At 71.3% G+C, this 12972-nt stretch carries 12 protein-coding genes; 10 read left to right on the forward strand and 2 right to left on the reverse strand.

The annotated features are described in order from the left end of the window. Window positions 1-14 precede the first annotated feature (14 nt). Window positions 15-905: a DUF6282 family protein gene (locus tag HHX31_RS12160; RefSeq protein ID WP_169948212.1), complete on the reverse strand. Its 891-nt coding sequence runs from the start codon at window positions 903-905 to the stop codon at window positions 15-17. A gap of 201 nt (window positions 906-1106) precedes the next feature. Between HHX31_RS12160 and HHX31_RS12165 the strand changes: the two genes are divergently transcribed. From HHX31_RS12165 to HHX31_RS12185, 5 genes are read left to right on the forward strand one after another with little or no spacing between them, the layout of a single operon-like run. Continuing rightward, window positions 1107-1901, forward strand: a complete 795-nt coding sequence (locus HHX31_RS12165; protein WP_169948214.1) for a CoA-transferase — start codon at window positions 1107-1109, stop codon at window positions 1899-1901. A gap of 10 nt (window positions 1902-1911) precedes the next feature. After that, complete coding sequence (locus HHX31_RS12170; protein WP_169948215.1) at window positions 1912-2769, forward strand: alpha/beta fold hydrolase; 858 nt, start codon at window positions 1912-1914, stop codon at window positions 2767-2769. Beyond that, window positions 2769-3563, forward strand: coding sequence for an alpha/beta fold hydrolase (locus HHX31_RS12175; protein ID WP_169948217.1), 795 nt, complete (start codon window positions 2769-2771; stop codon window positions 3561-3563). Before HHX31_RS12170 ends, HHX31_RS12175 begins: the two co-directional genes overlap by 1 nt. Window positions 3564-3594: 31 nt before the next feature. Then, the gene (locus HHX31_RS12180; RefSeq protein ID WP_169948219.1) at window positions 3595-5196 is read left to right on the forward strand and encodes a class I adenylate-forming enzyme family protein; all 1602 of its coding nucleotides are present in this window, start codon (window positions 3595-3597) and stop codon (window positions 5194-5196) included. After that, window positions 5193-6074: a CoA transferase subunit A gene (locus HHX31_RS12185; RefSeq protein ID WP_169948221.1), complete on the forward strand. Its 882-nt coding sequence runs from the start codon at window positions 5193-5195 to the stop codon at window positions 6072-6074. Before HHX31_RS12180 ends, HHX31_RS12185 begins: the two co-directional genes overlap by 4 nt. 79 nt (window positions 6075-6153) lie before the next feature. Here HHX31_RS12185 and HHX31_RS12190 read toward each other — a convergent pair whose 3' ends face one another. Continuing rightward, window positions 6154-7155 (reverse strand): aldo/keto reductase, encoded by a 1002-nt coding sequence (locus HHX31_RS12190; RefSeq protein WP_169948223.1) that lies wholly within the window; start codon window positions 7153-7155, stop codon window positions 6154-6156. Window positions 7156-7336: 181 nt separating this feature from the next. Between HHX31_RS12190 and HHX31_RS12195 the strand changes: the two genes are divergently transcribed. From HHX31_RS12195 to HHX31_RS12215, 5 genes are all read left to right on the forward strand, one after another. After that, window positions 7337-8839: an aldehyde dehydrogenase gene (locus tag HHX31_RS12195; RefSeq protein WP_169948225.1), complete on the forward strand. Its 1503-nt coding sequence runs from the start codon at window positions 7337-7339 to the stop codon at window positions 8837-8839. A 33-nt stretch (window positions 8840-8872) separates the two neighbouring features. Then, window positions 8873-9958: a zinc-binding dehydrogenase gene (locus HHX31_RS12200; RefSeq protein ID WP_169948227.1), complete on the forward strand. Its 1086-nt coding sequence runs from the start codon at window positions 8873-8875 to the stop codon at window positions 9956-9958. A gap of 90 nt (window positions 9959-10048) precedes the next feature. After that, window positions 10049-10549, forward strand: coding sequence for a VOC family protein (locus tag HHX31_RS12205; protein WP_169948229.1), 501 nt, complete (start codon window positions 10049-10051; stop codon window positions 10547-10549). A gap of 43 nt (window positions 10550-10592) precedes the next feature. Beyond that, window positions 10593-11744 (forward strand): alpha/beta fold hydrolase, encoded by a 1152-nt coding sequence (locus HHX31_RS12210; RefSeq protein WP_169948231.1) that lies wholly within the window; start codon window positions 10593-10595, stop codon window positions 11742-11744. Beyond that, window positions 11744-12943, forward strand: coding sequence for an NAD(P)/FAD-dependent oxidoreductase (locus HHX31_RS12215; protein ID WP_169948232.1), 1200 nt, complete (start codon window positions 11744-11746; stop codon window positions 12941-12943). The genes HHX31_RS12210 and HHX31_RS12215 overlap by 1 nt, the downstream gene beginning before the upstream one ends. The last annotated feature ends 29 nt before the right edge of the window (window positions 12944-12972 follow it).

The following is a 12972-nucleotide window of genomic DNA, read 5'->3' on the forward strand; positions in this document are numbered from 1 at the left end:
TTCGGGGGGTTCTGTCAGTCGTCCAGACCGAGCAGGTACGACGGGTTGACGCGGACGATCTGGCGCAGGTCCTTCTCCGGCAGGCCGAGATCCAGCAGGGCGGATCCGACCCGGATGAAGGAGTCGACCGGCATCGGGCGGCCGACCTGGCCGAGGTCGGAGGCGAGGACGGTGTGCTCGGGCCCGACCTGCTCGATCCAGTCCATCAGCACCTCGGGCGACCAGCGCACGTTGGCCACCTCGGGGTCGTACATGCTGGTCTCGTGCTCGATGTAGGCGCCGAGTTCGACGAGTTCCCGGCAGCCGGCGGGGTCGGCGCCGATGACGAAGTTGGGGTGGCTGACCACCAGCCGCCTGACTCCCGCCTCCTTGGCCGCCTGGAACACGTCCCGGATGTCGTCGGGGGCCATGTGCCCGGCGGAGAGCAGGGCTCCGGTCTCGGCGATGATCTCGATGACCCGGCCGACCTCGGGGAGCAGCGCGCCGTCCGGGCCGCGGACGTCGACCTGGGCCATGCTCAGCGGGATCGTCGGCTTGGGGAAGCCGCCGCCCGAGTTGTGATGGTCGACGTGCGCGCTTGAGGAGATGGTGGGGAACCACACGCATCGTCCTCCCATGCGCAGGCACAGCTCGACCGCGTACGGGTTGATGCCGCCGACCTGGTTGTTCAGCGCGATCCCGCCGTACACCTCGGTCTTCAGCCCGGAGAGCCGATCGCCCATCGCGAGGATGTCCATCACGGTGTTGTGGTGGTGCGACTTGGCCAGGAAGGCCCGCATGCCCAGGCGGGCGCCGTCCTGGGCGGCCTGCGCGTGGTCGAACCTGCGCGGCAGCGGGTTGGGCCCGGAGTGGCAGTGCAGGTCCACGAGGCCGTGGAGGATGCGCTCGATAGCGGGGCGGGTCATCGTGTCGGTACCTCCTGAGGGGACGCCCGGATGCGTGCGACGACCCTTGACAAAGACACCGCCACCAGAGCATCGTAACGAATTACGGACTTAATGTACGATAATTGCGACAACGATGTTCTGGCAAGTAGTGTTTCTCCCGAGCCGTACCAGTGCGATGACCTGCGGCGGCTCGACATTTCGAACCCGATTGGGGGCCACGTGCCGGAGACGAGCTATACCTGGGCGGAGATGATGGCGATCTCCATCTCCCACGAGATGGCCGACGGCGACTTCGGGTCCGTGGGCGCCGCGTCGCACATCCCCGCGGCGGCGCTGCGCCTGGCGCAGCTCACCCACGCGCCCAATCTGTCCTTCTTCTGCGGCGGCAGCGGCGCCATGAACCCGAAGATCCAGCGGCTGACCGAGTCGTCGGCCGACTACCGCAACCTGGTGACCAGCGAATACCACTTCAGTCTCGACGACGTCGTCGACTTCGAGACGGCCATGCGTTTCGACTTCGCCTTCCTCGGCGGGATGCAGATCGACAAGCACGGCAACCTGAACATGGCCATGATCGGCGACTGGAACAAGCCGAAGGTGCGCGGGCCGGGCACGGTCGGCCTCATCTTCCTCGGCGGCTTCAAGACCAGCTACATCTACACCGAGCACCACTCGCCGAAGATCTTCGTCGACAAGGTCGACTTCATCAGCGGCGCCGGCTGGCTCGACGGCGGCGACGCCAGGAGCAAGGTCTTCCGCCCGGAGTCCGACGGGCCACGGCGGGTGTTCACCCCCCTGGGCGTGTTCGACTTCGAGCCGGTGACCAAGCGGATGCGCCTGATCAAGGTCCATCCGTGGACCACCGTCGAGAAGATCCAGGCGGCGACCGGATTCGAGCTGCTGGTCGCCGACGACGTGCAGATCGTCGAGGCGCCTCCAGCGGAGGAGCTGCACCTGCTGCGGACCCAGGTCGATCGTGACGGCGTCCTGCGCCGCTACCCGGCCACGGCCTGAGACGGTCGCCATGGGCTCCCACCCCCGATGGGCCGATCGGTACGTCCTCGCCGACGGCTTGACCACCCACTACCTGGAGGCCGGTGACGGCCCCCCGCTGGTTCTCCTGCACGGCGGCGAGTACGGCGCCTCGGCCGAGCTCACCTGGGAGAACTGCATCTCCGAGCTGGCACAGCGGCGCCGCGTGCTGGCGATCGACTTCGTCGGGTTCGGCCGCAGCGACAAGGTCCGCGACTTCGGCGGCCAGCGCAGGCTGATGCGGCGTCAGATCGCCGCGGTGCTGCGCACCCTGCGGATCGAGTCCGCGGACTTCGTCGGCACCTCGCTCAGCGGCCGGATGCTGCTCGACGTGGCCAACCGGCGCGACCCCGAGTGGCCCATCCGCGCCATGGTCGTGGCGGGCATCGGCCTCGCGGCCCCCGCGGCGGTCGGCCGCGCCGTGCTCGAGGACTTCGACGGCACCGTCGACGGACTGCGCCCGTCGATGGACGTCCTCTTCCACGACCCGCGCTGGAAGATCAGCGAGGAGTACCTGCTCCGCCGTTACGAGTCCTGCATGGTGCCCGGGGCCTGGGAGACCGCGACGGCGGGATCCCTGCGGGCGCCGGCGCGCGCGGGGGAGGGGCGGCCGCACGTCCGCCCGCCCGCCCGCGACTACCGGGGGATCCGCGTGCCCACCTGCCTCATCCGGGGCCGGTACGACCAGCTGGTGCCGCCGCGTACGTGGCAGGAGCTGGCGGCGCAGATCCCCGGCTCCCGTACGGTGACGATCGACGGCAGCGGCCACTATCCGCAGATCGAGCGCGCCGGTGAGTTCGTGGACGCCGTGCTGGGCTTCCTCAAGGACGCGTCAGGGGGCGAGGAGTGATGGCCGGGCGCCCAGGCGCGTCCGGCGTCCACCTCGAATCCGGCGGCGACGGCCCCGCGGTGCTGTTCCTGCACGGCTCGGGCGCGTCCGGCGCGGTGTGGCGGCCGGTGCTCACCCGGCTGCGCGACCGCGGTGCCCGGTGCCGGTGGCTGGTCGCCGACCTGCCGGGGCACGGCCGCTCCGCCCACGGTGACGACTACTCGCCGGAGGGCTACGCCGGCGCGGTCGCCGCCGCGGTCACCGGCCTCCTGGGCGATGGAGCGCCGCTGACCGTGGTCGGGCACTCGCTCGGCGGGCTGGTGGGGATGACCCTCGCCGACGGGACCCATGGCGTCGAGGTCCGTTCTCTTACGGTGATCGCTATGAAGGTCGCCTGGACGGCCGACGAGCTGGCTCGGCGGGCAGAGGCGGCCACCCGGCCGCCCCGGGTCTTCCCCCAGGAGGAGCAGGCGATCGAGCGGTTCCGCCGGGTCTCGGGCATCCGGGGGCCGGAGTTCACCGAGGAGGATCTCCGCAGCGGGGTCGCGCGCTACGCGGACGGTTACCGGCTGTCCGGCGACCCCGGCATCACCAGGGCCGGTCCCGCCACCGGCCCCGAGCTCGCCGGCCGCATGCGCCGGGTGACCTGCCCGGTCCGGCTCGCCTGCGGCGACCAGGACCCCGGCATCGACCCGGCCGCCATGGCCGAGGTGCTCGGGCACCCCGTCACCGTGCTCCCAGGCGCGGGGCACAACGTGCACATCGATCGCCCTGACCTCATCGCCGACCTGGTCGAGCCGGCGCTCGCCCGCTGACGACCCGACGAACGGAGCCGGACCACCACCCATGCGAATCGAGAACCTGCTGCGGCAGAACGCGGTCCGTCGAGGCCCGCTGCCCGCGGTCATCTGTGACCAGACCCAGCTGTCCTGGGCCGAGCTTGACGCCGAGTCCAACCGCCTGGCCAACGCGCTGATCGGCCTCGGTTATCGCGCGCAGGAGAGGATCGCGCTGGTCCTGTCCAACTGCCACCACATCGTGACCGCCTTCTACGGCGCGTGGAAGGCCAACCTCGTCACCGTCGGCGTCAACACCCGGCTCACCGCGCCGGAGATCGCCCGGATCCTCACCCACTCGGGCGCGTCCGTGATCATCTGCGACACCGCCGCGGCGGTCGAGGCGGCCATGGGGGTGCCGGGCATCCGCGGCATCTACACCATCGGCCTGGACGACAAGTCCGGCGGAGGCGAGCCCGGCTCGTTCGAGGAGCTGGTCGCCTCGGGCAGCCCGGCGGACGTCCCTGAGACGGGTGTCGGGAGCGAGCTGCGCTCGCTGCGCTACACCAGCGGCACCACCGGCGCGTCCAAGGGCTGCATGGCCACGCACGACCAGCAGCTCGCCAGCACCGCCAACTACCTGTGCGAGGTCGACGTCCCGCGCGGCGGGCCCACCTGGATCTCGGTGCCGCTGACGCTGGGAGTGGGCGCGTCGTTCGTGACGACCACCGCCTATCTCGGCGTCCCGCTGCTGCTGCGCAGGCGGTTCGACCCGGCCGCGTTCGTCGACGACGTCGGCAGGTTCGGGGTCGAGCACGCGTTCCTGGTGCCGACCATGCTGGTCGACCTGGTGCGAGCGCTGCCCGAGCTCGACCTCGCCCGCGCGGGCGCGCTCAAACTGGTGGGCTACGGCGGCGCGTCGGTGTCGTGGACCCTGATCCGGTCCCTGGCCGAGGCGCTGGACCTGGAGTTCTACCATGCCTTCGGCGCGACGGAGGCGGGTGGTTTCGTGGCGTTGCTGACCCCCGACGACCATCGCAACTTCCTGGCCACCCCCACCGACTCCATCGTCCCCGTCGGCAGGCCGGCCGCGTTCGCGGAGGTCAAGATCCTCGACGCGGAGGACCGCGAGGTGGCCGTCCGCGAGACGGGTGAGATGCGGATCCGCGCCTCCAGCGTGTTCTCCGGCTACTGGAGCCAGCCCGAGGTGACCCGCGCCGTGCTCAAGGACGGCTGGCTCAGGCTCGGTGACATGGCCTGGCGGGACGAGCGCGGCTACATCTATCTCGCCGACCGCGCCCAGGGGGTCATCAGGTCGGGAGCGCAGAACGTGTACGCCGGCGAGGTCGAGGCCGTCCTGCAGGCCTGCCCGGGCGTCGCGCGCGCCGCGGTGATCGGCGTGCCGCACGAGCGGTTCGGCGAGTCGGTCAAGGCGCTGGTGGAGCGGGCGCCCGGCGCGGCCCTGACGGAACAGCAGGTGCTCGACTACTGCGCGGAACGGCTGGCCGGCTACAAGCGGCCACGCGAGGTGGAGTTCGTGACCGGCCTGCCGGTCGACGAGGGCGGCAAGATCAGAAGAGCCGAGCTCAAGCGCGTGGCGGGGACGCCGCGGCTGCTCGGCGAGACGACCACCGGCGGGGACGCCGGTGCGGCGAAGGAGTTCAGGCGATGAGCGCGAACAAGGTGACGACTCCGGAAGAGGCGGTCGCCGGCATCCCCGACGGAGCCACGATCGCGCTGGGCGGCGTGCACTCGCACAACGGCCCGCTGGCGCTGGTCAACGCGCTCATCAGGCGCGGGGTCAAGGACCTGGAGCTCATCCCGACGCCGAGCGCCGGCGCGCCGGTGGACATGCTCATCGCCGCCGGATGCGTCCGGCGGCTGCACGTGTCCTACGTCGGGCTGGAGTTCCTCGGCATGGCGCCCAACTACCGCAGGGCCGCGGAGAACGGGACGATCGAGATCGTCGAGGCGGACGAGGCGTGGATCGTCTACGGGTTCCGGGCCGGCGCCAGCAGCCTGCCGTTCCTGCCGCTCCCCGCGCTCTACGAGGGGACCGACCTGCCCAAGGTCAACGACGGCATCCGGACCACGATCGATCCGTACACCGGGCGGACGGTGACGACGATCCCCGCCCTGCGGGCCGACTACGGGCTGTTCCACGCGCAGGTCACCGACCGGAAGGGCAACGCGCAGATCTTCGGGCAGCGGCGGTTCGAGGACGTGATGGCGAAGGCCAGCGACCACGTCATCATCAGCTCCGACGAGATCCTGGACGAGTACGCCCCGGCTCCCGACCCGCGCCTGGTGTCCATCCCCGGCGCGATCGTGGAGAGCGTCGCGCACGCGCCGTACGGCGCCCATCCGCTGTCCTCGCCTGGGCACTACGGCTACGACAGGGACCAGTTGGTGGAGTACCGGGATCTCGCCGCCCAGGACCGGACCAAGGAATACCTGGAGAAGTACGTGTACTCCGTGAACGACCACATGGAGTATCTCGACAAACTGGGCGCGCGCCGTCTGCTGGGCCTGCGGCAGACGTTCCGCTGAGCGGGGCTCCGGTCCCTCCCCCCGGGGCGCGGTCGCGGGGAGGTGAGCCGGAGCCCACCTTCCCTGGACCGCCGGGGGTCTACCAGGAGTAGGCCTCCGGCGCCGGTCCCGGGCCCGGGAAGATCGCGTCCAGCCGCTCCAGCGTCTTGTCGTCCAGCGACACCTCCAGAGCCCGGACGGCGGCGGTGAGCTGCGCCGGCGTGCGCGGCCCGATGATCGGCGCGGTCACCCCCGGCCGCCCGAGCAGCCAGGCCATCGCGACGTCGGCGGGGTTCTCGCCGAGCTCGTCGCACAGGTCCTCGAAGGCCTGTACGGCGTCGCGGTGCCGTTCGAGCTTGGCCAGGCGCTTGCCCCGGAGCGTGGCCACGCTGGCCCCCGGCAGCGGCGTGCCCATGGTCTTCTCCCGCTCCTTGCGCAGGACCCCGCCGAGCAGCCCGGCGTCGAGCGGCGACCACGGCATCATGCCGACGCCGTAGTGCGCGCAGGCGGGCAGGACTTCGAGCTCGGCGGTGCGTTCGAGCAGGTTGTAGATCGTCTGCTCGCTGACCAGACCCATGTGGCCGCGCCGGGCGGCGGCCTCCTGCCCGCTCGCGATGTGCCAGCCGGGGTGGTTGGAGGACCCGACGTACACGATCTTGCCCTGGGTCCTGAGCACGTCCATCGCCTCCCAGATCTCCTCCCACGGAGTCGACCGGTCGATGTGGTGCATCTGGTAGATGTCGATGTAGTCCGTTCCGAGCCGCCGGAGCGACGCCTCGCAGGCCCGCCGGATGTGCCGGGCGGACAGGCCGGCGTCGTTCGGCCAGTCGGACATCCGGCCGTAGAGCTTGGTGGCCAGCACGGTCCGCTCACGGCGTCCCCCGCCGGTGGCGAACCAGCGGCCGATGATCTGCTCGGTCAGTCCCTCGCCGAACCGCCAGCCGTAGACGTCCGACGTGTCGATCATGTTGATCCCCAGCTCGTGGGCGCCATCCATGATCGTGAACGAGTCCTCCTCGGTCGTCTGGGTGCCGAAGTTGTCGGTGCCGAGGACGAGCCGGCTGATTGTCAGCCCACTGCGACCGAGATGTGTGTACTCCACGAGGGCTCCCGAAGCCTAGCAGTTTCACTTATCGGACTTAGAGTCCTATATATGAGCTTTGATGGTAGCGTTGGCCCGCAGGCGAGGTAAAGGGCGCCGATCACGGCAGGAGGTCCTCCGCGGGGGACCGGCCGCCGCGCACGAGGCCACGGCACAGACCCGCCCCCGAGGAGACTCCCCGATGACCACTGACCTGTCCGAGCCCATCGCCGTCGCGGACCTCCCGGCGGCGCACAGTTTCGTCGCCGGGGCGTTGCGCGGCGGCGGCGGGCCGGTTTTCACCACCTGCCATCCCGCCGACGGCTCCCCGCTCGCCGAGGTCGAGTCGGCCACGGACGAACTCGTCGACGAGGCCGTCGCCGGCGCCCTCGCGGCCCAGCCGGCCTGGGCGCGCACGTCACCCCACGAACGCGCCCGCGTCCTGCGTACGGCGGCCGACCTGATCGAGGCCCAGGCCCGGCGGCTCGTCCACCTCATCGCGCTGGACAACGGCAAGACACTGGCGGAGGCGCGGGGCGACGTCTTCGTGGCCGCCGCCCACCTGCGCGCCGCGGCGGGCTGGGCGGCCACGCTCGAAGGCGTCACCCTGCCCGCGGACGGATCCACCCTTCGGATGACCTTCAGGGAGCCGGTGGGGGTGGTGGCGGCGGTCATCCCGTTCAACACCACGTTCATGTTCGCGGCGCAGAAGGCGGGCCCAGCCCTGGCGGCGGGCAACGCGATCGTGATCAAGGCGCCGGAGCTCAGCCCGCTGGCGGCGCCCGTGTTCGCCGGGATCCTCACCGCCGCCGGGCTGCCGGACGGCCTGCTGCAGGTGCTCCAGGGCGCCGGGGAGGTCGGCCGCCGGCTGGTCGGGCATCCGGGCGTGAGCATGGTGTCGTTCACCGGCAGCACCCCCGTCGGCCGGCAGGTGATGACGGCGGCGGCGGACGGGATGAAGCGGGTGCTGCTCGAGCTGGGCGGCAAGTCCGCCAACATCGTCTACGCCGACGCGAACCTGGACGCCGCCCTGCACGCCACCGTCGGCGGCGTCTTCCGCAACGCCGGTCAGCGCTGCTTCTCGGGCTCCCGGCTGCTGGTGGAGGAACCGGTCGCGGACGAGTTCGTCGCGAGGGTGGTCGAGGTGGCGCGGTCGATCAGGGTCGGCGACCCGTTCGCGCCGGACACGCAGCTCGGCGCGCTGATCTCGGCGCGCGAGGCCGACCGGGTGCTGACGATGATCGGCACGGCCGTGGACCAGGGAGCGAGGATCCTCGCCGGAGGGGATCGGCCGCCCGGCGTCCACCCCGGCGGCGCCTTCGTCGCGCCGACCGTGCTGGAGATCCCCGCCGGGCTGACACCGGCGCCCGGCATCGTCTACGACGAGGTCTTCGGCCCGGTGCTCACCGTGCAGCGGTTCGACGGCATGGACGAGGCGGTCGCGCTCGCCAACGACTCGCCGTACGGACTGGTGGGCGGGTGCTGGACCCGCGACCTCGACCGGGCGCTGGGCACCGCCAGAGCCGTGCGGTCCGGCTACTTCTGGATCAACTCCTACGGGGCGCTTGCCCTGGACGCGCCCATCGGCGGCGTCGGCCTGTCAGGAGTCGGCAGGGAGCTCGGCCGGGTCGGACACGAGGCGTACACCGAGCTCAAGACCGTGATCGTGGACACCGCCGCGGCCGACGCGCCCCCCTGGTACTGACCCACACACTCCGCCTACTCCAAGGAGCAGCCCATGGCCCTGTCCTATCGCGGCGCCGTCGTGCGTGAGGCCCACGGACCGCTGACCGTCGAGGATATCCCCCTTCGCGGCCCGGTCGGCGACGAGGTGCTGATCAGGGTGACCGCCTGCGGTCTGTGCCACAGTGACGTGCACTTCATGCACGGCACGTCGGGGACCGACTTCCCCTATCTGGTCGGCCACGAGGTGACCGGTGTCGTCGAGGCCCTGGGGCCGGGGGCGTCGGGGGTCGCGGTGGGCGACAGCGTCGTCGTCGCGCCGATGGTCGCCTGCGGGGCGTGCAGACACTGCCGTGCGGGGCGGCCGGAGGCGTGCGCGTCCCGATTGCCGAGACGGCCGAAGGTCGGGCTCGGCGACGGCGCCGCGGCCACCCCCGTGCTCGGCGTCGGCGGCCTGGCGGAACGGGTCGTCGTGCCCGCCGGGCAGGCGATAACGATCGACCCGCGGGTGCCCCCGCGCGTGGCCGCGCTGCTCGGCTGCGGCGTGCCCAGCGGATTCGGCGCCGCCGTCAACACCGGGGCGGTCGGCCCGTCCGACGACGTGGTGGTGATCGGCTGCGGTGGGGTGGGAGTCGCGGCCGTCGCCGGGGCCGCGTACGCGCGGGCACGGCGGATCATCGCGATCGACACCAATCCCCGCAAGCTCGAGGTCGCCCGCCGCTTCGGCGCGACCCACGTGATCGACGCGTCCCTGGAGGAGCCGGTCGCGAGCGTACGGGAACTGACCGACGGCGTGGGCGCGGACGTCGTCCTCGACGCGGTCGGCGGCCCGGCGACCTTCACGACGGCCGACGACCTGCGGGCGCCCGGCTCACGGCTGGTGATCGTCGGCGCGCCCAAACAGGGCGACACGGCGCCGCTGCCGCTGAGACGGCTCTTCCTGACCGGCGGCTCGATCCGGGTCTCCATCTGGGGGGACTGCGTCGCGGCCCGCGACCTGCCGCTGCTGGCCGGGCTCTATCTGGAGGGCCGGCTCCCGCTCGACGAGTACGTCTCGGCGACGTTCGACCTGGCCGGGGCCCAGGACGGCTACGACCGGCTGCTGGCGGGAGAGGCGCCGCGCAGCGTGGTGCTCCTCTGAGGCCGGTTGACAAGTTCACATCCGCCGCCCGACAATCAATTCAAATTTCGGACTGATTGTCCGATAATTGACACACCTGAGGATGAGACGATGGCTGAAGCCGATCTCCGCGTACCCCGTTCGCTCAACCACATCGCCTATCCGACGTGGGACTCCCAGGCGACGCACGACTTCTACACCGAGGTCCTCAAGTGCGAGATGCTCGCCGCGATCCAGCTGGACCAGGTGCCTTCGAGTGGCGCCCGCACGCCCTACCTGCACACCTTCTTCGGGCTGGGTGACGGGAGCGCCATCGCCTTCTTCGAGGTCGACGGCCTGCCCCGCCCCGAGCCTGACTCGGTGCCCTCGTGGGTGCGGCACATCGCGCTCAACGTCGACTCGATGGAGGAGCTCCACGCGTGGAAGGCGCACTTCGCGGCCAAGGGCGTGGAGACGGTGGGCATCGTCGACCACGACGGCGTCTGGGAGTCCCTCTACATCTTCGACCCGAACGGCGTACGGATCGAGCTGACGCTGCAGACCCGCGAGCTCGACGAATCCGACGCCAAGGCCGCCGCCGAGACGCTGCGGAAGTGGACCGCGCGCCGTTGACGCGCCGTCCCTCCCCATCCCCCGACCCCGACAGGAGCCGCCCGTGCTGTCCCGCGAACTACTTCCCATACCGATGCCGCCGGGTGGGCGCCTGGACATCAACTCCGGTGTCGCCCGGCTGAGCGGGAAGATCTGGGCCGTGCTGTGGAAGGACGACCGGCAGCCGCCGCCGGACACCGCGGTGCTGATCGTGCATCCGGCGTCCAACTTCATGGGCCACTACGCGCTGGAGAGCCTCGCCGCCCGCGGGGTCGCCGCCGTCGGCCTCGCCACCCGCTACGTCGGCAACGACTCCGCGCTCATCATGGAGAACTGCGTCCTGGACATCGGCGCGGCGATCCGGCACCTCCGTGAGCTCGGCTACCAGCGGGTCGTCCTGGTCGGCAACTCAGGCGGCGGCGGGCTCGCCGCGCTCTACCAGGAGCAGGCGGAGAACCCGACGATCACCCACACCCCGGCCGGCGACCCCGTCGACCTGGCCGGCGCCGGACTCCTGCCCGCCGACAAGCTGGTGATGGCCATGGCGCATCCCGGCCGCGCGGTCGTCTACACCGAGGGCCTCGACCCGGCGATCGTCGACGAGCACCGGCCCTTCGACCGTGACCCGTCGGTCGACATGTTCGACCCGGCCAACGGACCGGCCTACTCCGAGGAGTTCGTCCGGCGCTACCGGGCGGCGCAGATCGCCCGCAACCGCAAGATCAGCGATTGGGCCCTCCAGCGGATCCAGGAGTTGCGCGACCACACCCGCGAGTCGCCGTCGGGGGAGAAGGAGGCGCCGGACGACCTGCCCTTCGTCGTGCACGGCACGGCCGCGGACCCGCGCTTCCTCGACCCGTCCATCGACCCGTCCGACCGCGAGACCCGCACCCTGTGGGGCAGCCCCTGGGTGGCCAACTTCCAGCCGGCGTCGCTGGGCCACCTCACCAGCCTGCGCTCCTGGCTGAGCCAGTGGAGCTACGACCACAGCCGGGCGAACGCCTACAAGGCCCTCGCCCACGTGGAGGCGCCCGTCATGGTCGTCTACGGCTCCGCGGACTGCGCGGCCTTCCCCAGCCACGCCCACAACATGTACCGGGCCATCGCCCACGACAGGCGCGAGATGGTCGAGATCAAGGGCGCCGACCACTACTTCCAGGGCCGTCCCGACCTGGTCGAGACCATGTGCGACCTCGTCGCCGACTGGAGCCGGTGATGAGCGTGCTCGACGTGGCCGTGGTCGGCGCGGGACCGGTCGGGCTCACCGCGGCACTCGCCCTCGCCAGGCGCGGCGTGTCCGTCGCCGTCCTCGAAGAGTCCGACCTGCTCAGCACCGAGTGGCGGGCCTCGACCTTCCACCCGCCCACCATCGAGATCGCCCGCGACCTGGGCGTCGCCGCCGAGATGCTCGAACAGGGGATCGTCGCGAGGAAGTACCAGGTGCGCGATCGCCGCGACGGGCTGATCGCCGAGTTCGACTTCGGCGTGCTCTCCGACGAGACCGACTACCCCTTCAGGCTGCAGCTCGAACAGTACAAATACGCTCAGATCATCAAGGACGCCCTGCACGAACGGCACGCCGAGGTCGACGTACGGCTGGGCGCCAAGGTCGTGGGCGTGAGCCAGAGCGCGGACCTGGCCCAGCTCACCACCGCCACCGGCGAGCGGATCGAGGCGCGGTGGGTGCTCGGCGCGGACGGCGCGCGCAGCACCATTCGCAAGGCGCTGGGCAGCTCGTTCGAAGGGCTCACCTACGACCACCGCTATCTCGTGCTGAGCATCGCCTATCCGCTGGAGACGCTCCTGCCGGGGATCTGCGACGTCAACTACATCGCCGACCCCGAGGAGCACCTGCTGATCCTGCGGGTGCCCGACGTGTGGCGGCTCGTGCTGGCGGTGCCGCCGCACATCACCGGCGAGGAGGCGCTCTCCGACCGGTTCGTGGCCGACCGGCTGCGCGGGATCTTCGCCGACCATCCCCCTCTGCCGCTGCTGGAGCGGAAGATCTACTCGGTGCACCAGCGGGTGGTCGACACCTTCCGCCGAGACAGGGTGCTGCTGCTCGGCGACGCCGCGCACATCAACAGCCCCATGGGCGGCATGGGCCTGAACGGCGGCATCCACGACGCCTTCGACCTGTCCGTCCAGCTCGCCGCGGTGGTCGCCGGCGAGGCCGGCACGGACGTGCTGGACGCCTGGGCCCTCCGCCGGCGCAAGGCCGCGATCGAGGCGGTCCAGGAGATCACCCACCGCACCACCAAGGCGATGGCGGAACAGGACGAGGAGGAGCGGCGCAGGTTCCAGCGCCGGATGTCGGAGATCGCGGCCAGCCCGCAACGGGCCCGCGAATGGATGATGGACGCCGCGATGATCTCCAACGCGCGGGCCCACGAGCTTCCGGCCAGGGCCGGATGAGCGGCTCTCCACTCACCGCCGCCGAGGAG

The sequence above is a fragment of the Microbispora sp. H11081 genome (assembly GCF_012999535.1).
Classification (GTDB): domain Bacteria; phylum Actinomycetota; class Actinomycetes; order Streptosporangiales; family Streptosporangiaceae; genus Microbispora.